Below are 20017 nucleotides of genomic sequence, written 5' to 3'. Positions count from 1 at the left end.
TCCGACGAGCAACGACCGAAGGCCATGCTGGGCCCACCCGAAATTCCGGTTCATTCATCGCTCTCTTCCGGCTTCTTGGGCTGTTTGGTCTATTGGACTGATCAGATAGGATAAAATGCTGCGCCGTCCGGTACGGACGTCGACCGTCACCCGCATGCCAACGTTTGGCTTGATCTTGGCGTGGCGAACGGGCGACCGCGGCGAGTCCAGAGAAATCCTCGCCGGGTATACCAGACCGAGCGCCTCATCCTCGATCGCGTCCGAGCCCAGGCTTTCGATCCGGCCCTGCAGCGTTCCGTACCGGGTGAATGGAAATGCCTCTAGCTTGACCGCGACGGACTGCCCCACCTCGATGAAGCCCACATCGCGATTGAGGATCTTGACGTCAGCGACCAGCCTTCCACCTTTGGGTACGATCACCATTACGGGTTTGGTGGCTTCAACAACGCCGCCTAACGTATGGATAGCGAGTTGTGACACCGTCCCGTCGACAGGACTGACCAAGGTCTGGAGGCTCGACCTTTTTGTTGCCTTCGACAGTTCTTCGAGGCGCAGTTTTGCATCAGCCTCCGCCTTTACTAGATCAACAAGGACGCGGGCGCGCGCCTCCGCCTCCGACTGAACGACGCTGCCCCGTGCGCCAGCCATCTGTGCTGCGGCCTTATTCGCGGTTTGGATCGCGATATCGCGATCGCGCGCCACCGCGAGACGCTGCCGACGCATCTCGATGACTTTCAATTTTGAGACATAGCCCTTGGCAAGGAGTAGTTCATTTGCTTTGATCTGCTCATCGAGCAAGGGCAAGGTCTCGGTTAGCTTGATCGCCTGGACCCGCGCTTCGCCAAGTGTCGACATCGCTGCGTCGCGCTCTGCGCGGTGGGTGATTGCGCTCGCCCGAATATTCTCAAGCTGCGCACGCGCCAGCGCGAATTGGGTGGCCACGACTTGGGAGGGCGTACCTGCTGGTGGAACGAAGGCAAAGCCGTGCCCGTCAAGACCCGACAAAATCGCTCTCCCTCGCGCCGCATCAAGCAGCGCCGTCTCCAACGCTTTCCGAGCCTGAGCAGCCTCCGCCGTAGAGATCGTCGGATCCAGTTCGACCAGCGCCTGCCCGGCGCGGACATACTGCCCCTCCCGAACGAGAATTGCGTGAACGACGCCAGGCTCCGCCGGCTGAATCAACTTGACGCTGTCCGCGGGTATCAGCCGCCCCGTTGCCGAGGCGACGACATCGATCTTACCAAGAGCCAGCCAGCTTATGACAAAGACCAAAAGCCCGAGCAGCACCCACGTCGTGATGCGCCCGGTCGGCGACACGGGTGTCTCGATGATTTCGAGAGCCGCAGGCAAAAAGGCTGCCTCGTCTGAGCGAAACACTGAGCGCTTTCGCTCCCTTTCGTCGGCGAGGGCACCGCGCACGATCTCCCAATGGCGACTGACCGCATTCATGCCGCGTCTCCGCCGAAACCCATTTGGCGCCGGTGCAGGCTGGCATAGCGCCCACCGCGACGGAGCAGTTCCTCATGGCTCCCGATCTCGACGATGCGCCCCCGCTCGAGCGTCATGATCCGGTCGCACTGCCTTATTGCCGAAAGCCGGTGCGCGATAATCAACACGGTTCGCCCGCGCGCGATCGCTTTTAGGTTGGTCTGGATGATTTCTTCGCTTTCGGCGTCGAGTGCCGAGGTCGCTTCGTCGAGGATGAGGATCCTGGGCTGGGTGACCAGAGCGCGGGCGATCGCGATTCGCTGGCGCTGCCCTCCCGACAAGTTGACCCCGCGTTCCTCGATGATCGAATCATACCCGTGCGGCAATGTCAGGATGAAATCATGCGCGCCCGCGAGCTTTGCTGCAGCCATGACACGTTCGACCGGGAGCGCAGGATTGACGAGCGCAATATTCTCGCGGATCGAGCGATTGAACAGGAGGTTTTCCTGCAGCACGACCCCGATCTGACGCCGGAGCCACGACGGATCTATCTGCGCAATGTCGACACCGTCGATCAGTATGCGACCGGCGGCCGGCGTGTAGAGCCGTTGGAGCAGCTTGGTGAGCGTCGACTTTCCGGAACCTGACGACCCAGCGATACCAAGCGTTGCGCCAGCGCCGAGGTCGAAATTGATGTCGTCTAACGTCCAGGGGCCGTCTAGGCCGTAGCGAAAACGGACCCCTTCGAACTTGATGGCGCCGCGAAGACTGGGCAGCGCAACCCTGGAGCCCGTTCCTGGTTCGGCGGGTGCGTTGAGCACGTCACCCAATCGCTCGATGGAAAGGCGCACCTGCTGAAAATCTTGCCACAACTGCGCCATTCGGATGACGGGCCCGGAGACGCGCTGCGCGAACATGTTGAAGGCAACCAGCCCGCCGACCGTCAGCGTTCCAGCGATCACTTCGCGCGCGCCAAAAAACAAAATTGCCGCGAGGCTGACTTTGGAAATGAACTGGACAGTCTGGCTGCCAGTATTTCCAAGGTTGATGACGCGCTGATTGGCGGCGCTATATCCCGCGAGCTGGCGCTCCCACCGCATCTGCCATTGTGGTTCGACCGCCGAGGCCTTCACCGTCTGCATACCCGAGACGCTTTCGACAAGGAGCGCGTTATTCGCAGACCCTCGCTCGAACTTGTCGTCGAGTCGACGTCGAAGCGGACCAGTGATCAGCAACGAAACCACCACGTAGGCCGGGATCGTCAACGCAACGACCCAGAAAAGGGTCGGCGAGTATATCCACATTGCCACAAGGAATACCAAGGTGAACGCCGGGTCGACCAGGACCGACAACGACGCGTTGGTTAGGAATTCGCGAATGGATTCGAGCTGGCGAACTCGAGTAACGGTGTCGCCAACCCGCCGCCCCTCAAAATAGGACAGCGGCAAGCTTAGCAGATGCCGGAAGAGCTTGGTACCAAGTTCTACATCAAGCTTCTGACTAGTTTCCGAGTAAAGCCGCGTGCGTAGCCAGCCAAATGCGACCTCCCACGTAGATACCGCTAGAAGGCCAATTGATAGTACCTGCAGCGTCGCAAGGGTATTGTGGACTAGAACCTTATCGATAATGTTCTGGAAGAACAGCGGCGCGGCCAGACCAAGGAGGTTGAGCGCCAAAGTGATAAGTAGCACCTCTCCAATCAGCCTGCGATAGCGGACAATCTGTGGGATGAACCAAGTGATGTCGAAGCGTCCGGCGGATCCCAAGGCTCCCTCGCGCGTCGTCACCAGCACCAGCATCCCAGACCATATCCGGGCGATGCTTTCCGGGTCGGCGCGTTCAGGCGTGGAGCCAGGACGCTGGATCAATGCTGTATCCGCCGTCGCCCGCCCAATGATGAACCAGCCTTCCGGCCCATGCGCCATCGCCGGGAGCGGAAGTCGTCGAAGCTTATCAAATGTCGCCTTGATTATCTTTGCCCGGACGCCGTCCTGACCTTTGGCGAGGCGAAGAATCTCCTCGGCTGAGACAGAATCCTGATGCCCAAGTGCGTGGCGTAGGTGGTTAGGGTCCGCCACAATTCCATTCATTGCGAGGACCGTGGCGAAGGCCACAAGCCCATCGTCCGCGCCGTTTCCCTCGATACGCGTTGATACGCCTTCGCCGATCATCCGGAATTTCCCTCGCGCCAGCGATGGTTACAGCACAGAGGCGTCCAATCAATTGCAAAATGAGTAAGTGTCGGTCCGTAACGAAAGCTTTATGACAGCCGAAGGATAGCCGAGGCCGAAAGCCTCGCTGCGCAACGGGATTTGTTGAAATATCAGTTTCTTATGCAACGCTTCACTGCAGTGAGCAGACAAGGGCGGGGAGTACCCTGGCGACATTATTGAAAGCACCTTCCTCTGAGCGGGACGTCCTAAAAAGGGGGAGGTCATCGCAGAAATTTGATGGTACTTAAGATGGTATATATTCGCGACATCCTCTCATTACCAATTAGATTCAAAAACTTAAGTAGGCTCTCTGGCGTCCGTAGGGGTCACCAGGCTGTATTCCCAAGGCATCCCAATACGCGCGGCAAACGACTGTTTTCGGCGGGTTTTGCGGTATCCCCATCCCAATCGGATAGGCGGAATATCGCTCCATGGCCCTGTGGCGGGCTCTCGCCCACTCTTCAAAACGAATGTCGAGCGCTGATGCTAATTCTCGGCGCATTAGGGCGAAGCCGATCTCTCGCGAAACGGCCAGGGCGCGAACCAGGGTTCGCAAGGTGAGTGCCCGACATGATGAATATCAAGGATGGCGCTTGAGTCCCAGTTCGCCAAACCTGCGTGAAGACACGCATCTGACCCCAGCGCGCTCAGCGCGTGCCGATCGTCCACCCTCGGCCTGCCGTGGCTCTTTTGGAAAATACGGCTCGAGCCGAGCCATCTGCTCGTCCGTCAGCCATTACAGGTCGCTCACTTTCAGTCTCCTCGCGGAGCCTGAATCAGTTCGCGCCTCGCACATCCATGGGTCTGATCCCAAGCCTTGTCCAATCGCCCGGGGATTGATAGACGGCATTCGAACGCGCTGTCAGCCCGTGCACGGGGTTCGATCATTGGCCGACGCATGAACGCCAAAACCTTTTCCGCCTTTTCTGCGCCACCGCCTCATTGGGTCGTCGATGCCGCATTCGGCGCCGAGCTGGCCGCGCGCCTGCTTAAGTTCGTGTTGGAGCGGGAACCGGTCTTTGCCGATACGACCATCGGCAACACCGCGAACAAGTTCGTTCGCAAAAGCGTACGTAGTTCTCGCGCCACCCAGGATTTCGGAGATTTGCGCGCCGAAGTGGAAGCGCGGTTTCGCGCCCGGTTGCCTGCCGCCATATCGCGCCTGGGACTCGCCCCCTTTGCGCTGAAGGGGCTTTCGATGGAACTGGCGGCGCATGGCGATGGCGATTTCTATCATCGTCACATTGACACCTTCGTCGCCAGCGGCCCGCCGCGCCCCGATCGCATATTGACGGGCGTCTATTATTTCCATGCAACACCCTGTGGCTTCACCGGCGGCGATCTTCGGCTCCATTCGCTCCGATCTGCAGACGACGGCGGGAGCCATGTCGATATCGCGCCGAAAAACGACAGGCTGCTGCTGTTCCCCGCCTGGGCTCCGCATGAGGTGCGGCCCGTTTCCTGCCCTGACCGCGATTTTGGACAGTCGCGCTTTGCCATCAATTGCTGGTATCTGGGCAAGTCCGTCTGAGCGGCACGTGATCGCTGCCGGCGCCCCCTCCCCCGCTTCGGTTCAGGTGCCGTCGAACCCGCAATCATACAGGCGTTGAATGAAAGCGGCGGTGGGCCGGGTGCGCAGTTCATCCATCAACGCGCGAAGCGGTAGCGGCATCGCCTCGATCGGCGGCATCAGCGCGCCATAGCCGCGCGGCAACAGCAGCGGCGCAAACGCGGCGCACAGCGCGATATCGCTGAGCGTCAGCCGGTCGCCCACCAGATAGTTTCGACCGTCAGCAATGCGCCGGTCGGTCGCGTCCAGCGTCGTGCGGATCGCTGCCTCGGCTGCGGCGGCGCGTTCGGCCGAGAGCTTGAGGCCGAGCGTGATCAACGCCCGCAACAGCGGATAGCTGATCGGCAGAAGCGCCCGTTCAATCCATAGTACCGGTGCACCAAAGATCGGCTGCATCAGCGCGCGATCGGGCAGCAGATGATGATAGGCGAACAGGGCGACGTCGGTCCCCATCGTGCCGTTATAGGTTTGCCAGTCGGCCTCAACCTGCCCCGCGAGCGGCTGACGGTCCGGGATCAGCCGACGGTCGGGCGGCAGGGCGGCATCGAAATGCTGGGCGATGGGATAGGGACTCGTGAGCGCGAACCCATCGCCATAGAGGAGCGGGATATGCCCGTTGCCGCCGTGCAGGAGCGTGCGAATGGCCGCACAGACCGGCAGATGGTCGCGCTCCTGAGCCTCGATTCCGTGATAGCGGATGATCAGCCGCGTCGTCTCGCTGTCGATCATCGGCTGAAAGGTCAACAGCGTCGCCCGCATGGCAGGACCGCTCATGTATCGAACTCGAGATGGAAATGCTGCGGGAATGGCGTGCCGGCCTTGTCGATCTGCCCGCGCTCGCCCTCGGCGCGGCGCAGATTGGGCTGGGCGAGCAATGGCTTGAGCATCGCGGGCAGCACCGCCCGGTTGATATGCGCCCCGAAACAGGCGTGCATCCCATAGCCCCAAAGCATATAGGTTTCCCACGGCCGGTCAGTGCGGAAGCTGGGGGCGTCGGGAACCGCCAGCGGATCGAACATCGCCGACAGGTTCGATGCCATCACGATGCTGTCCTTGACGATCTTGCGGCGGCGCAGCGTTCCCGCTGCAATCGACGTGTCGCGCATCGCACGGCGATAGACCACCGGGTTGAGCGGGCGAAAGCGCAGCGCTTCGAACACATAGGCCGCCAGCGTGGCATCATCGCCACTGCGCGCGGCAGCGCAGGCGGCGGCGAACTGATGTGGACGATCCAGCAGCTCGTCGAGCGCGAGATTGGCGGTGGCGGACAGCGTCGGCAGCTCGCCGATCAACAGACCGATCAGATTGTTGCGGATATCACGGTCGCTCATCCCCGGCATCTCCGCGCTGCCCATGGCGAGGCACCGACCCAGAACATCGTCCGTTTTCCGCCCCTTGCGCCGCGCGGCGATATGTCCGTCCATCCAGTCGCGGAAACTGGCGGCCGCCGCCTGTGCGCGCGCGTCGAGATCGGGATCGGCCTGAAGGTCGATGAACAGATACCAGAACAGCAAGGTGGTCCACTCAGCAATCGCTGCCTGCGACGGACCTGGCGTGCCGAAATAGCGATCGAGAAGCCCCGCCGCGACCGGCTGGGTCAGCGCTTGCGGCACGTCGATCTTGCCGGGCACCATCGCGACGATTTCCGCAGCGGCGGTGGAGACATAGGGGGTCACGATCGTGGGCACGTCGTCGCGCCGCACCACCAGCCGCATGTTCGATGTATCGCGCGTGTAACGCGGCGTATCCTGCATCCCGAGGAAGAAGTTCTCGCCCCCGGTAATCATCTCCATGCGGGGGCCATAGACCACGCCGAAATCGGCATCGCGGGTCAGGATATCGGTCACGTCGGTGTGGCGCGTTGCAATCGCGGTGACGCCGTTATTCGGATAGGAAGCGATGACCTTGCGCTTGATAACCAGATTGGGCTGAAACAGCCGCAGCACCGCGAACACCTTGCGCTGACCTTCGGGACCGCCGATTGCCGCGCCCAGGCGGCTGCCGATCGTCCCGCCCTTACCCAGCAGCGCGCCGATCCCGGCGGCGATCAGCCAGATCAGCGCCCATAGCCCCTGAAGGATCAGCAACAGCCGACGCCAGATCGCGGTCGGCAGGTTGAACAGCCATTGCACCGGGCGTCTCCTTCTGTGGGTCGGTCAGGTCGGGTCGATGATCCCCATTCCGATCATCCGCAGCGCGGTCATGCTGGGCAGGAAGAAATAATCCCCGCCGCGCGGCTCGACGAGCTGGGGCAAGCGGTCGCAGATAAAGGGCAGCTTCCCGACCTCCGCATCGACCGGAATCACCAGCTTCGGTTCGTCCCTTTCGGCATGGTTGCCGATCACCGGGCAGGTATCGCTGCCCGCGTTGAAATCGAGGCCGTACTGCATCCATTGCTGCTGCACGAATTCGAACTGGCGGAACAAGTTGGTGCAGATCGCCATGAAGATGATGCCATGGTCGCCATCGTCGCCGGGCGCATCGGCATCATATTGGCCATAGGGCAATCCGCGCCTCAGAATGCGGCGGCGGTTGATGATCGCACTGCCGTCGTTCGACATGCCGTTGTCGGCGAAGGTGGGCCCCAGCGTGTCGCGTGGATTGGCGCGGCGCAGATGCGAGGTGACCGGGCATTTCGATCCGGCGGGGTCGGAGGCGTAGATGAAGTTGGTGAACTTCAGCGCGATCTCGGCCAGCTTCGCCTTGTCCTTCTCGGCCCGCGCCTTGTCGAGCTCCGCGCGGAAACGCTGCCAGGCGGGATAGGTCGGCGCGATCATCAGCGGCACGCCATCTTCCCAGCGGCCGACCATCTTGGCCTTGATCGTGTCCACCGCCTCCTGATGCGGCACTTGATAGACTTTGGCGTAGCGGGTTGCCTGATCGTCGATATAGGCGTGGAAGGTGCCGACGGCCTCGTGCAGCTTGCGATAGGCCATGAAGGTGCCGTTGCGGCTGAACGCGATCGGCATCGCCGCACCGGGGATTTCCTGAGCCTCGTCGGGATAGCCGAGCAGGAATTCGCCGGTTGCCAGCGGTTGCCACTCATACGCCTTCTTCTTCGGATCGAACACGAGCTTGCCGCCGCCCGCGACGCGCACCCGCTCGGCCTCGCCGGAGAATTGGCCCGAGAAGACCGGGTCGCCGAAGCCGTCGGAGAGACCGAAATGTTCCTTGTTGGTCGGCCACCAGTTATCGCCGTCCTGGCGCATCACCGCCGACAGGTCCTGCCATTTGGCGTTGTCCGGCCCGACACCGTCCAGCAGCACCACACCGCTGCGCGACTTTTTGCACAGCGCGACGATCAGGTCGGTTTCGGCGTCCAGCTCGGGACAGGCGGTGCCGTCCGGATTCTGCTGGGCATAGAGCGTCAGCAGGATATGGACGCGCTTGTTGCCCTTTGAGTCGCGCCACACCGCGTCGCGCTTGTCGAGAAAGGGATCGTCGCCCAGCAGCGCGGCGCGCGCCTCCATCCCGTCGATGAAATCGTCGGGCATCCCGCGCAGCGTCCGCGTCGGCACCCCGAGCGCCAGCAGGCCCATGAAAGTGAAGCCGATATTGAACGTGACCTTGGGCTTCATCAACTGCACCCGGCCGGGATAATCGGGCACGCCCTCGGCACGGACGATATCCTTCACCCGCGGATTGTGCGTGCGGACCAGCGGTTCCTGGCGGTTCGGATCCTTCCAGCGCGCGGCGGTGGTGATCCGCGGCCGCAGCGCCTCGACGAACGCGCGTCCCTTCCGCGCATCGCGCACGGTGAGGTAGAAGTTTCGCCCCTTGGGGAAACCGTCGCCATAGGTGCGCAGGATTCCGCCCTGGATATCGGCAAGGTCGAGCAACGTCGCGGCCGGTGCGGTGTGGGTGGCGTTGGTCATGCCGCGTCTCCCGACAGCTTGCTTCGGATCACGCCGGGGGGCTGGGTCGGCCCGTCCAGATCAGCGGGTCTGGTGGCGGTGAGGAACTGGCGGAACGCGGCGCCCCATTGGTCGGGATCGCGGCGTTGCTGCTCCATCGCGAAGCGCGTGAACGCCTGTTGCAGATACAGCCCCTTGAGCACGTTGCGCAGGTCGCTGCCCGGCGCCGCCGGATAAGGCTGCCTGCCCTTCCACAATATCCAGTAATAATCGACCACGAGGCCGAGGATCAGCAGCGCGAGTCCCACCCACGGCATCCAGCCCCAGCCGCTCCACCCGGCAAAGCCCGCCGCCCATTGCCAGCCGGTCCAGCGCAGGATGCAGGCGAGCAGCGACGCCAGCAGCATCAACGCCCCGATGCCGGGGATCAGCGCCAACCCGGCGATCGAGATCGAACTGAGCTTTGGCGGAACATACCAATAATCATGAAACGGCATCGTCGTTTCGATCTGGCACCGCAGGATATAGGTCGCGAAACTCGCCGCATCGGTCACCGCGTCGAAGGCGTAGCAATATTGGAAGATCGAGCGCAGCTCGGGCTCCATCTGGCCCCAAAGCTCCTCGAAATAGCGGCGCGGCTCGCCGGTTCCGGCCGGGTCGGGCAGATCGAAATCGATCGTCCAGAAGATATAGGGGCAGCTGATCTGATCCACCGGTTGAGGATCGAGCAAATTGGTCCCCGCCACTGCGTTGACCAGCGCGTTGCTGTGATCGCGCCCGTTGAAATAGGGCTGATCGAGGATCACGAACCGCGTGAAATGCGTCCGCAGATTGCGCGAGAACGGACTGTTCAGTCCGATCTCCTCGGTCGCGTGCGATTGTAATGCGGTCGGCAGCGTCTCGAACACCTCACGGATCACATGGATCGGCGAGCTTTTCATGCCGTCATGCTCGACAATGCCTTCGTTGCACACGGGCACCGCAGCGGTGAAGAAATAGCTGCTGACGTCGATATTAGCCATCGGCCTTCTCCCCCTTTTCGGCAGGGATTTCCGGCGGCGGGTCGGTGACCTTGGGAACCTCGTCGGTGTGCGGCGTCGAGTCGAGCGCGGCGGCGACTGCTGCACGGACAGCGGCCCGTGCGCCCTCGTCCTCGTTCGCGCTCGAGGCGATGACGACCTCCGCCGAAACCGGCTCCAGCTCCCGCTCGGCCTCGATCCCGCCGGTGCCCCCTTCGCCCCAGCGGCCCAGCTCGGCATCGGCGCGGTTGCGGTCGGCGGCGGCGGTGTCGCAGCTCGCGACCGGGGCATAGCCCGGCGAGCCCAGCCCGCCCTGATTGGCGATCAGCAACCGCTCATAGGCCGAGGCGAGTTCGGCGTCGCTCATCTCGCTGGCCCGGGCGGCGATCGCCGCTAGATCGTGCGACAGTTTGAGCGCGAGCTTGATGTCGCGCTGCCCGCTGCCCGGCGTCGCATTATAGTAATAGTTGGTATCTACCTGATTGGCGCGGATATAGTCTTTGAACGGCGTGATCGGGATCGAGTTGGGATATTTGGTGCTCGAATACCAGAACAGGTCGAGCCCGCCCGGAATGCCGTCCGCGAATGCGTCGATATACTGGTCCCAGGTGCCGTTGAAGTTGCTGCAGAACAACATATAATCGTTCGACAGCTTCGCCGGAGGTTGCCCCAGCTGCGGCCATTGATCGCGGCGGATGATGACCCAACGTGCAAAATGGATGAATCCAAGTCCCAAAAGGCCCGACAGCGTCGATGGAAGCGACCGCGAGATCATGAACAGGAAATTATTGATCCATGTCACGCCCGGACGCATCGGCGTTACAACGTTCATGCCATAGGCTTTGCCGGCCAGGTTGCTCATCGATCCGTCTCCAGAGGAACAACGCCGTACCGATCAACCTACGCCTCGACTCACAATCAAGACACACACGGTTTGATTGCATGGACTTACGGTCGTATTGGCGCGGGTGGCAAGGAATTTTATCCACAACGGTTTATTCACGACGAAATCGTACCGAGGCCAGTATTTTGGCGTTGTCGCCCGCCGCGCGCGTCAATATAAGTGCACTCCAACGGGGGTTTTCGTCCGTATTAGTTGTTCCCCGGGTTCACAAAAACCTTCGGACCTGAGGGGATTCCATGGATATACCGGACCCAGTCACGCCGTTGACGCCCGCAGAACAGGCGTTCGTGGCGACGCTCAACGCCACCTGGACGCGGGATCAGGTGCTCACGCGCCTGAAAACCGATCTACAGACCGCGGTCGAAATCGAACTCGCGACGATCCCGATCTATCTCTACACCTATTATTCGCTCGTCCGGAACAATGAGAGCGGCGAGACGATCAGCGACGCCCAGCTCTTCGCCAATAAGGCGGGCGGCATCATCATGAGCGTGGCGGTGGAGGAAATGCTCCACATGTCGCTCTCGTCGAACATATTATGGTCGATGGGCGTGATGCCCCAGCTCTACGGCAAGGCGCCTGGCGCCTATCCGACCGGCCTGCCCTATCACAATCCGCAGGGTCCGGCGGGTCCGGACGGCCAGACCGCAGTGCAGATCCCGCTCGGCAAGCTGAGCTTCGAACAGCTGTGGCACTTCCTCCAGATCGAATATCCCGAACAATGGAACGCCGCGCCGCAGGACAGCGACTGGGATACGATCGGGCAATTCTATTCCTATATCCGCTGCCTGCTCAGCACCCAGTTTCTTGCCGATTCGGATTTTCAGCAGGGGTCGGTCGACAACGCCATCCAGTCCTATAACTACTCGCCCAACAACGTCGACACGGTCTATCCCTCGGCCGGGTTCGACCCGTGGAAGCCCGCGCCTCCCGCTGCGGTCAGCTGGGCCGATTCGGTACAGGGCGCGGCGGCGGCGGCGGTCTATCCCGACACTGACGACAGCCATGCCGGCCCGACCCAGCTGGTCGCGATCCAATCGATCCAGGACGCCGCAACCGCGATCGACACAATCTGCGATCAGGGTGAGGGCGTGCCGATCCAGAATGTCGGCCCCAGCCCCGACGACGACCCGTCAAAAGACGAAGAGTCGCATTATGTGAAGTTCCTGACGCTCCAGGCGCAGTTCGCCGATTATGCGGGCACCAGCGAGGTGCGCCCGCCCCAGCCGCCCGCGCCGACCGAGGTGATCCAGCCCGCGATGACGCAGCAGGCGCTGCTGGACGCCGGGGTGCTGGTGAACATGCCCGACAGCCCGGTCGCGGCGAACTATCCCGAATATTATGTCGACATCGCCAATTTCTGCAGCGCCTGCTTCCAGTATATGCTGGTGATGACCGAAACGGTCTATCTGGTGCCGCCCGAAAAGCAGAAGCTGTTCTTCAACGAAGGGCTGCACCGGTCGATGATCTGGGTGATGGACAAATATATCCGCACCATCCGTCAGATCCCGATTCCCAGCGGCGACTATGCCGGGAAGATGATGGGGCCGACCTTCGAAAATGTCTCGCTCGGTGATCGGGCGCTGTCGTTCCTGGGTCTTACCTATTACGGCAACAAGGCGATCGCGGCGGCCAATGCCCTGATTGCGCAGCTCGATGCGAATGAGGTGGTCGAGCATGTCCAGGCGCTGTTCGCGCCCGGTGCGGACAATGCCGAGGCGCTGAAGGTCGAGAAGGCGGATGATAACCTGATCGGCGTGCTCCAGAACGTCATCTATTATGTCGGCGTCGCGATCTCGAAGACCGGCACCAACAATGTCCCCATGCATCTTCCCGATGTCGGTCCATACTGGATCGCCGCCGGGCAACGCTGACACGCAAGCGAGAGGAACGACCCATGGCATCCTGCTCCACGCCCCCGGTCACGCCCGGCGAACCCGTCCCGACACCCTATCCCTATCCCGACGAGCCCGCCTTTCCGGGCTCGGGCGTGATCGGCCCGCAACCGCATGGGCTGCCGCTCCACGCCTGCATGGGCCTGAACGCCTGTGCCGGATCGGATCGCTTCGGCCTGTTCGGCGCACCGGGGCGCGAACCCAATGCCTGTGCCGGACAGGGCTATTGCTCGACCGGCACCGACCATACCTGCCACGTCCAGAACGAGTGCAAGGGACAGGGGGGCTGCGGCCTCTATGGCACGGGCGAGGAGATGAACAATCCCGGCGCCAATGACTGTCGTTCGCAGGGGTCGTGCGCCACGCCGATCAACGCCGAGCGGTTCAGCACCAACGGACCGAACCAGGGGCAAAGCGTCTGGCTGCGCGCGCGCGCGGTGTTCGAGGCGAATTGGGAAGCGACCCGGCAACAGCTGCTCGCTGCCCAGGCGGCGGGCAATATTCCGGCCAATCAGCCGCTGCCGGCGACACTCGGAAGCGCACCTGCGGCGTTTGCGGGCACCGGCCCGACCTATTTGTGGATTTCCGATGACAATAATGAACGCGGCAATATGACCGCGTGCGGATCGAGCGGGATGAGCGGCGCCGGTGGCTGTAGCTGAGGACGCGCTGGTGGGCCTGCCCCGGTTGGGACTGGGGCTGGGGCTGCGCAACGTCCATTTCGACGCAATCCTGTCGGGCAAGCCACAGGATCTGTGGTTTGAGGCGATTTCCGAGAATTTCATGGACTCGGGCGGGCGCCCGCGCGCGATCATCCGCGCGGTCGCCGAACGCTATCCGGTGGTGCTGCACGGCGTATCGCTGTCGATCGGCAGCACCGATCCGCTCGACACCGGCTATCTCGCATCGCTCAAACGGCTGGCGGATGAGGTTCGCCCGGCCTGGATCAGCGATCATCTGTGCTGGACCGGCGTGAACGGCCACAATTCGCACGACCTGCTGCCGATGCCGTTGACCGAGGAAAGCCTCGCCCATGTCGCCAAGCGCGTCCTTGAAGTGCAGGATCGGCTCGAACGTCCGCTGATCCTCGAGAATCCCAGTTCCTATGTCCGCTTTGCGCATTCGACGATGGACGAACCGGATTTCCTGCGCGCGCTGACCGAACAGACGGGTTGCGGGCTGCTGCTCGACGTCAACAATGTCTATGTCAGCTGTTTCAACGCCGGGACCGACCCGCTCGCCTATCTCGACGCATTCCCGTGCGACCGGGTCGTGCAGATGCACCTCGCCGGCCATCAGGATTTCGGCACCCATGTGATCGACACCCATGACCGCCCGGTACGGCCTGAAGTCTGGGAGCTGTTCGCCATCGCCTGGGCGCGGACCGGCGGCGCATCGACCCTGCTCGAATGGGACGATCAGATTCCCGATTTCGTCGCCTGCCTTTCCGAACTGCGCAAGGCCGAAAATTATATGGCGGGCGACTCCGCTCCGCATGAGTGCACCGGCCCGGCAACACGCGACAGCATCTCCAACCCGGTCGATTTCCTGGTTCCGCGCGCGATGGACAGCGTGATGGAGGATGCAGCATGACCGCGCTGGCAGCGGCGCAGCACCGGATGCACGCGGCGTTGATCCACCCCCATGCCGATCCCGGCACCGCTCAGGCATTGTTCGCGGCGGACGGACGGCTCGGCGCGGCGGGCGGCCTGGCCATTTACCAGCGCGGTTATTTTCTGCGCATCGCCGCCTGTATGCGCGAACAGTTCCCGGCGCTGTGCCACGCGCTCGGCCGTGCGCTGTTCGACGATTTCGTCGCCGACTATATTCGCGATTGCCCGCCCGAACGGCACACGCTTTACGACCTTGGCCGCCGCTTCCCGGGCTGGATGCAAGCGAACCGGCCCGAGCCGCAGCCGGGCGAGGCGCCAAATGAGTTCATGTGGGTCGATTTCATGGTCGATCTCGCCCGCTTCGAATATGCCGTGTTCACGATGTTCGATGCGCAGGGCAATGAGGAGCACGGCTATGCGACCCCGGAGACTCCCGACAGCGCGCTCCGTCTTCAAACCGCTTTCGCGCTTGGCATCTATGGCTTCCCGGTCGCCGCTTACTATCATGCCGTGCGGCGTGGCGAGGCACCGTCATTGCCTCCACCAACCCCCTCCCCCAGCCATATCGCGCTCGTCCGAACCGACTATGTTACGCGCACCATCGCCCTGAGCGCGCCGCAGCATGTTCTGCTCGCGGCGATGCGGGCCGGAAGCGATGTGGATACGGCGCTGGATCGCGTCTGCGAATGCCATGCGCTCGATCGCGAAGAGGCCAATGCGATATGGCGCGGCGCACAGGGCTGTCGCGCGCGCTGGATCGACTGGGGCGTCTTCGTCGCCGCGTAATCTCAAGCAATGCGATCGCGATATCAGCCTGGCCCGTACCGCTCACCTCGATCGCACGACGGCGCCGGCCCTGAGCGGCGTTAGCCAAAGGCCGCCGGAAAACATCTCACATTGGCAATATAATGGTTCGGTAGTCACAGGCGCGTAACAAGTTTTCGCCACCGGCGATCGAGCCGGGAGGGCAATGCAATGATATTCGAAATGGCGAACCGCCAATCATTGCCGCTGCTGTTTGCAGTGCGTCGCTCGTTCGGATCGGAGGGGCTGGCGCGCAGTAGCTGACGGGCTGCTGAGCGCCGGGAAAAGACCAGAAACACAGCATGAATCACCAACACCTCGGCCTTGCCAAAGGCCGGGGAGCGCCGACGCGCGCGTGCCGCGCGGCGCGCAGTCGCAATAGAAAGAAAAGGGGACTCCGCATGTACAGCAATTTGAACCGGTTCGACCGCACCACTCAGCTTCTGCTGAGCGTGGCAATGACTGCGCTAACGGCCGTTCCCGCCGCCGCCCAGAGCGTTCCGGCCGCGGGGGCGAGCGAGAGCGATGTCGGCGAGGAAATCGTCGTCTCCGGCTATCGCCGCAGCCTTGAGGAAGCGATCGACATCAAGCGTGAGACAGTCGGCTTCTCCGATTCGATCGTCGCCACCGACATCGCCGATTTCCCCGAACAGAACCTCTCCGAAGCGCTGCAGCGCGTTCCCGGCGTGACGATCGAGCGTGACAAGGGCCTTGGCACCCGCGTCAACGTGCGCGGCCTGCCGACCGAATTCACCTTCGTGTCGATCAACAAGCTGGCGACCGCATCGGGTTCGGGCGGCCGCGACGTCGAGTTCGACATTTTCGCGTCCGAACTGATCCAGTCGGTCACCGTGCAGAAGTCGCCGACCGCCGCCGATGAGGAAGGCGGCATCGCGGGTTCGGTGTCGATCCGCACCGCGCGACCGTTCGACAATGCCGGCCTGCGTCTCGTCGGCAGCGTCGAGGGTGCGTATAACTCGATCTCCGAAAAGATCGATCCGAACTTCTCCTTCCTCGCCAGCAATACCTTTGGCGATTTCGGCGTGCTGGTGTCGGTCGCGAAGCAACAGCGCACCAACCGCACCGATTCGAATTCGGGCATCAACTTCCGCCCAATCTCGCGCTGGACCGACCGTACCGGCGCCAACCGCGATCAGGCGATCGCCGTGTTGCAGCGCGACGCGGGCATTACCTTCGCCGATGCCGACAAGAACCGCATCGTCTTCCTCGATAAGGTCGGCGACCGCGTCTATCAGAACGATCAGGACCGTCTCGGCATTTCCGGTTCTGTGCAATACAAGCCGAGCGACAGCTTCAGCCTTGCGTTCGACGCCTTCATCGGGTCGTACGACACGATCGAGGATGAATATGACGCTGCGGGCTATTCCGCTTCGAGCAATTCGACGCTGGAAACGATTCACGATTTCGATGCAACCACGCTGAGCGACAGCGGCATCGTCGTGCTGCGCGACGTATCCTACACCAACACCCAGCACGAATTTCTGAGCAAGGAGTATCTCACCGAAACCGATTATCGCCAGTTCGGCGGCGAGATGAACTGGGAAGTCGGCCACTGGTCGATCACTGCGCTGGGCGGCTATTCGGGAGCCACGCGGACGCTCGATTATTCCAATCTCAAGCACGTCGCCTATGCGCCCTCGCGCACGCGCTATACCGAGACCGGCGGCGAGACGATCCCGAGCGACAATCCCAATACGATCGATATGTACAATTCGCCCTCGCGCTACCTGTTCGAGGCCTATGAAACGACCCGCGAGCGGATTGAGGACGACAAATACGCCGCGCAGGTCAATGTGACCCATGGGTTCGACTTTGACGGCTTCCGCGCCCTTAAACGGCTGAGCTTTGGCGGTCGCTTCACCAGCAAGACCAATCAGCGCGAATATGGCGAGGAGAAGATCCAGGGGCCGACGCGCGGCAGCACGGCCTATGTCAACGTCCGCACGCTCGCCGACAGCCCGCTTACCAACGTCATCGACATTGTCGGCGGCAAGGATTATCAGGCCCGCGATCTCGCCTGGGCGCAGATTTCCAACGATTATGCGCGCTCCTTCTTCCGCCCCGCCGGGTTTGAAACGCCGTTCAGCGATTCGAACTATTACAAGGTCAAGGAAGACACGATCGCGGGCTATGCGATGGTGGATTTCGAGTTCAGGGTCGCCGTGCCGGTGTTCCTGAACCTTGGCGGCCGCTATGTGCGGACCGACATCCGGTCGGAAGGTTTCCACCAGATCCAGAACCCGGATGGCTCGACGGGCTATACCCCCGCGCCGATCGCGAGCGAGGGCCGCTATGAGAAGTTCCTGCCGTCGTTCAACGCCCATGCCGAGCTGACCGACAATCTCATCCTGCGTGCCGCCGCATCGCAGACGCTGATCCGCCCGGCGCTGACCAACCTCGCCTACAAGCGCACGGCCAGCTTCAACAGCTTCCGCTTCACCGACGGCAACCCGAACCTGAAGCCCACCTATGCCGATCAGTGGGAAGTGGGTCTGGAACAATATCTGGGTGGCGGCGGCATCCTGGCGGCATCCTATTTCTGGAAGAAGATCAAGGGTGTCGTCCAGAACCAGCTGACCGGCGTGGTGAAGGACGTCACCAAGTACAACGCCAACGGGACGATCGACGGGGTCTATGACTTCGACGTGTATCAGCCGGTCAATGCCGAGGGGTCGTACACGGTCAGCGGCATCGAGCTGAACGCCGTCGTGCCGTTCGGCATGTTCACCGACGCGTTGGAGGGCTTCGGCGTCAACGCCAACGCGACCTTCCTCGACAGCTCGCTGACCGGTCAGTCGGATCTCGGCATCCCGACCTCGCCGATCGGCCTTGCCGACAGGAGCTACAACGCCACCGTCTTCTACGACAAGGGGCCGATCTCGGTGCGCGTGTCGTACAATCGCAAGGGCGCCTATGTGGAGCGGATCGAGCGGAACATGTATCCGGTCTATCGCGATGCCTATGGCCAGTTCGACGTCGCCGCCAGCTATCAGCTCACGCGCAACTTCCGCGTCGAACTTCAGGGCATCAATGTCGGCAATGCCAAGACCACCGGCTACACGATGGATCCTTCCTTCCCGACGACTTATGAGTTTTCGGGGAGCCGGATCAGCCTGGGCGTGCGCGCCCAGTTCTGATCGCCACCGCGCCCCGTCGCTGCGGCGGCGGGGCCGCACGGTACAATAGTGTCACAAACCACTGATAGCGCGCGGACCGGCGGCCATCGCGGCACGTCGGTCCGCCTGATTTCGGAGTTCCTTCATGCCTGCTCGTCTCGTCCTCGCCACCCTGCTCGCGCTCGCGGCACCGACAGCGTTTGCTCAGGACTCCGCGCCCGATCTGTCACGCGGGGCGCGCGGCGACGTGCGCGAACCCGGCGGTGCGCGCCGGGTCGAGGGCGATATGCGCGACACCTATCGCAAGCTCGCCGTCCGGAAAGAAGTCCGCAACGTCATCCTGCTGATCGGCGATGGGATGGGCGATTCCGAAATCACCATCGCGCGCAATTATGCCGCAGGGGCCGGTGGCTATTTCAAGGGCATCGACGCCCTCCCCTTTACCGGCCAGATTACCCATTATTCGCTCGATCGCGAAACCGGGAAGCCCACTTACGTGCCCGACAGCGCCGCGACCGCGACCGCCTGGGCGACGGGGGTGAAAAGCTATAATGGCGCGATCGGCGTCGATATCTACGGCAAGCCGCACCGCACGCTGATCCAGCTTGCCAAGGCCGCGGGACTCGCCACCGGCAATGTCTCGACCGCCGAGATTCAGGATGCAACCCCTGCGGCACAGATCGCCCATGTCACTCAGCGCAAATGCTATGGCCCGGCGGCGACCAGCAAGACCTGCCCGACCAATGCGCTGGAAAATGGTGGGCTGGGATCGATCACCGAACAGATGCTCGACACGCGCGCGGACCTGGTGCTGGGCGGCGGCGCGGCGAGCTTTGCCGAAATGGCGAAGGCGGGTGCATTTGCGGGCCTAACGTTGATGGGGCAGGCGCAGGCACGCGGCTTTCGCATCGTACGCGACGCATCCGAGCTCGAGGCGGTTACAAAGGCCGACACCCGTCAGCCGCTGATCGGCCTGTTCGCGCCGGGCAACATGCCGGTGCGATGGCTGGGCCCGCGTGCCAGCGTCCATGGCAATATCGAAAAGCCCGCCGTCACCTGTCAGCCCAACCCGCAGCGGACGGCGGACATACCGACGCTCGCCGCGATGACGCGCAAGGCGATCGCGCTGCTCAAGAATAATCGCAAGGGCTTCTTCCTTCAGGTCGAAGGAGCGTCGATCGACAAGCAGGACCACGCCGCCAACCCGTGCGGCCAGATCGGCGAAACAGTGGATCTGGACGAGGCGGTTCAGGTCGCGCTGGAGTTCGCGCGGGCTGATGGCAACACGCTCGTCATCGTCACGGCGGATCATGCGCATACCAGCCTGATTATCGGCAATGGCGGACGCGCGCCGGGCCTGACCGCCGCGCTCAACACCCGCGATGGGGCCATCATGACGGTGCACTACGGCACTGCGGAGGAAGGATCGCAGGGCCATACCGGCGGTCAGCTGCGCGTCGCCGCCTATGGTCCGCGCGCGGTGAATGTCAGCGGCCTGCTCGACCAGACCGACCTCCACTACATCATCCGCGACGCGCTTCGGCTGGATTGAAGCGCCCCGGCGCCCCGGATGGCGCGCC

General features: G+C 62.6%; 14 protein-coding genes and 1 pseudogene. 7 read left to right on the top strand and 8 right to left on the bottom strand.

Translation table 11 applies throughout. The features are described from left to right. Nucleotides 1-54 precede the first annotated feature (54 nt). The 3 genes and pseudogenes from FPZ54_RS02830 to FPZ54_RS20385 form a co-directional block, all read right to left on the bottom strand. Nucleotides 55-1449, bottom strand: coding sequence for an HlyD family type I secretion periplasmic adaptor subunit (locus tag FPZ54_RS02830; protein ID WP_145844818.1), 1395 nt, complete (start codon nucleotides 1447-1449; stop codon nucleotides 55-57). Then, nucleotides 1446-3599, bottom strand: a complete 2154-nt coding sequence (locus FPZ54_RS02825; RefSeq protein WP_145844816.1) for a type I secretion system permease/ATPase — start codon at nucleotides 3597-3599, stop codon at nucleotides 1446-1448. Before FPZ54_RS02825 ends, FPZ54_RS02830 begins: the two co-directional genes overlap by 4 nt. Before the next feature lie 681 nt (nucleotides 3600-4280). Further along, nucleotides 4281-4359, bottom strand: a pseudogene (locus FPZ54_RS20385) (IS5/IS1182 family transposase); the annotation flags it as partial. A 180-nt stretch (nucleotides 4360-4539) separates the two neighbouring features. Between FPZ54_RS20385 and FPZ54_RS02820 the strand changes: the two are divergent. Then, on the top strand, nucleotides 4540-5172 hold the full coding sequence (locus tag FPZ54_RS02820) for a 2OG-Fe(II) oxygenase (RefSeq protein ID WP_145844813.1): 633 nt from the start codon (nucleotides 4540-4542) through the stop codon (nucleotides 5170-5172). A gap of 42 nt (nucleotides 5173-5214) precedes the next feature. Here the strand turns inward: FPZ54_RS02820 and FPZ54_RS02815 are convergent, their stop codons facing one another. From FPZ54_RS02815 to FPZ54_RS02795, 5 genes are read right to left on the bottom strand one after another with little or no spacing between them, the layout of a single operon-like run. Then, nucleotides 5215-5985 carry a glutathione binding-like protein gene (locus tag FPZ54_RS02815; RefSeq protein ID WP_145844812.1) on the bottom strand — a complete coding sequence of 257 codons (771 nt, stop codon included), beginning with the start codon at nucleotides 5983-5985 and terminating at the stop codon, nucleotides 5215-5217. Further along, nucleotides 5982-7343, bottom strand: coding sequence for a cytochrome P450 family protein (locus FPZ54_RS02810; RefSeq protein ID WP_145844810.1), 1362 nt, complete (start codon nucleotides 7341-7343; stop codon nucleotides 5982-5984). Before FPZ54_RS02810 ends, FPZ54_RS02815 begins: the two co-directional genes overlap by 4 nt. A gap of 24 nt (nucleotides 7344-7367) precedes the next feature. Further along, nucleotides 7368-9086 (bottom strand): Dyp-type peroxidase, encoded by a 1719-nt coding sequence (locus tag FPZ54_RS02805; RefSeq protein ID WP_145844808.1) that lies wholly within the window; start codon nucleotides 9084-9086, stop codon nucleotides 7368-7370. Then, nucleotides 9083-10087, bottom strand: a complete 1005-nt coding sequence (locus FPZ54_RS02800; protein ID WP_145844806.1) for a hypothetical protein — start codon at nucleotides 10085-10087, stop codon at nucleotides 9083-9085. The genes FPZ54_RS02805 and FPZ54_RS02800 overlap by 4 nt, the downstream gene beginning before the upstream one ends. Further along, nucleotides 10080-10946 carry a hypothetical protein gene (locus FPZ54_RS02795; RefSeq protein WP_145844804.1) on the bottom strand — a complete coding sequence of 289 codons (867 nt, stop codon included), beginning with the start codon at nucleotides 10944-10946 and terminating at the stop codon, nucleotides 10080-10082. Before FPZ54_RS02795 ends, FPZ54_RS02800 begins: the two co-directional genes overlap by 8 nt. 278 nt (nucleotides 10947-11224) lie before the next feature. On the opposite strand from FPZ54_RS02795, the gene FPZ54_RS02790 reads away from it, so the two are divergent. From FPZ54_RS02790 to phoA, 6 genes are all read left to right on the top strand, one after another. Continuing rightward, nucleotides 11225-12862, top strand: coding sequence for a ferritin-like domain-containing protein (locus tag FPZ54_RS02790; RefSeq protein WP_145844802.1), 1638 nt, complete (start codon nucleotides 11225-11227; stop codon nucleotides 12860-12862). A 23-nt stretch (nucleotides 12863-12885) separates the two neighbouring features. After that, nucleotides 12886-13545, top strand: coding sequence for a hypothetical protein (locus FPZ54_RS02785; RefSeq protein WP_145844801.1), 660 nt, complete (start codon nucleotides 12886-12888; stop codon nucleotides 13543-13545). Between the two features lie 7 nt (nucleotides 13546-13552). Then, nucleotides 13553-14476: an MNIO family bufferin maturase gene (bufB, locus tag FPZ54_RS02780; RefSeq protein WP_422396568.1), complete on the top strand. Its 924-nt coding sequence runs from the start codon at nucleotides 13553-13555 to the stop codon at nucleotides 14474-14476. Next, nucleotides 14473-15282: an HvfC/BufC N-terminal domain-containing protein gene (locus tag FPZ54_RS02775; protein WP_145844798.1), complete on the top strand. Its 810-nt coding sequence runs from the start codon at nucleotides 14473-14475 to the stop codon at nucleotides 15280-15282. The genes bufB and FPZ54_RS02775 overlap by 4 nt, the downstream gene beginning before the upstream one ends. Nucleotides 15283-15701: 419 nt before the next feature. Beyond that, nucleotides 15702-18458 (top strand): TonB-dependent receptor, encoded by a 2757-nt coding sequence (locus tag FPZ54_RS02770; protein ID WP_145844796.1) that lies wholly within the window; start codon nucleotides 15702-15704, stop codon nucleotides 18456-18458. A 124-nt stretch (nucleotides 18459-18582) separates the two neighbouring features. Further along, entirely contained in the window at nucleotides 18583-19989 is a 1407-nt protein-coding gene (gene phoA / locus FPZ54_RS02765; protein WP_145844794.1) for an alkaline phosphatase, read from the top strand. The last annotated feature ends 28 nt before the right edge of the window (nucleotides 19990-20017 follow it).

The organism is Sphingomonas suaedae, from assembly GCF_007833215.1.
GTDB lineage: Bacteria > Pseudomonadota > Alphaproteobacteria > Sphingomonadales > Sphingomonadaceae > Sphingomonas > Sphingomonas suaedae.
This window is presented reverse-complemented; position numbering and strand designations above follow the sequence as displayed.

Excerpts from the sequence above, each read along its gene's own strand:
- FPZ54_RS02830 (WP_145844818.1), bottom strand. The coding sequence starts at position 1,449 with ATGAATGCGGTCAGTCGCCATTGGGAGATCGTGCGCGGTGCCCTCGCC.
- FPZ54_RS02825 (WP_145844816.1), bottom strand. The coding sequence starts at position 3,599 with ATGATCGGCGAAGGCGTATCAACGCGTATCGAGGGAAACGGCGCGGAC.
- FPZ54_RS02820 (WP_145844813.1), top strand. The coding sequence starts at position 4,540 with ATGAACGCCAAAACCTTTTCCGCCTTTTCTGCGCCACCGCCTCATTGG.
- FPZ54_RS02815 (WP_145844812.1), bottom strand. The coding sequence starts at position 5,985 with ATGAGCGGTCCTGCCATGCGGGCGACGCTGTTGACCTTTCAGCCGATG.
- FPZ54_RS02805 (WP_145844808.1), bottom strand. The coding sequence starts at position 9,086 with ATGACCAACGCCACCCACACCGCACCGGCCGCGACGTTGCTCGACCTT.
- FPZ54_RS02800 (WP_145844806.1), bottom strand. The coding sequence starts at position 10,087 with ATGGCTAATATCGACGTCAGCAGCTATTTCTTCACCGCTGCGGTGCCC.
- FPZ54_RS02795 (WP_145844804.1), bottom strand. The coding sequence starts at position 10,946 with ATGAGCAACCTGGCCGGCAAAGCCTATGGCATGAACGTTGTAACGCCG.
- FPZ54_RS02790 (WP_145844802.1), top strand. The coding sequence starts at position 11,225 with ATGGATATACCGGACCCAGTCACGCCGTTGACGCCCGCAGAACAGGCG.
- FPZ54_RS02785 (WP_145844801.1), top strand. The coding sequence starts at position 12,886 with ATGGCATCCTGCTCCACGCCCCCGGTCACGCCCGGCGAACCCGTCCCG.
- FPZ54_RS02775 (WP_145844798.1), top strand. The coding sequence starts at position 14,473 with ATGACCGCGCTGGCAGCGGCGCAGCACCGGATGCACGCGGCGTTGATC.
- FPZ54_RS02770 (WP_145844796.1), top strand. The coding sequence starts at position 15,702 with ATGTACAGCAATTTGAACCGGTTCGACCGCACCACTCAGCTTCTGCTG.
- phoA (WP_145844794.1), top strand. The coding sequence starts at position 18,583 with ATGCCTGCTCGTCTCGTCCTCGCCACCCTGCTCGCGCTCGCGGCACCG.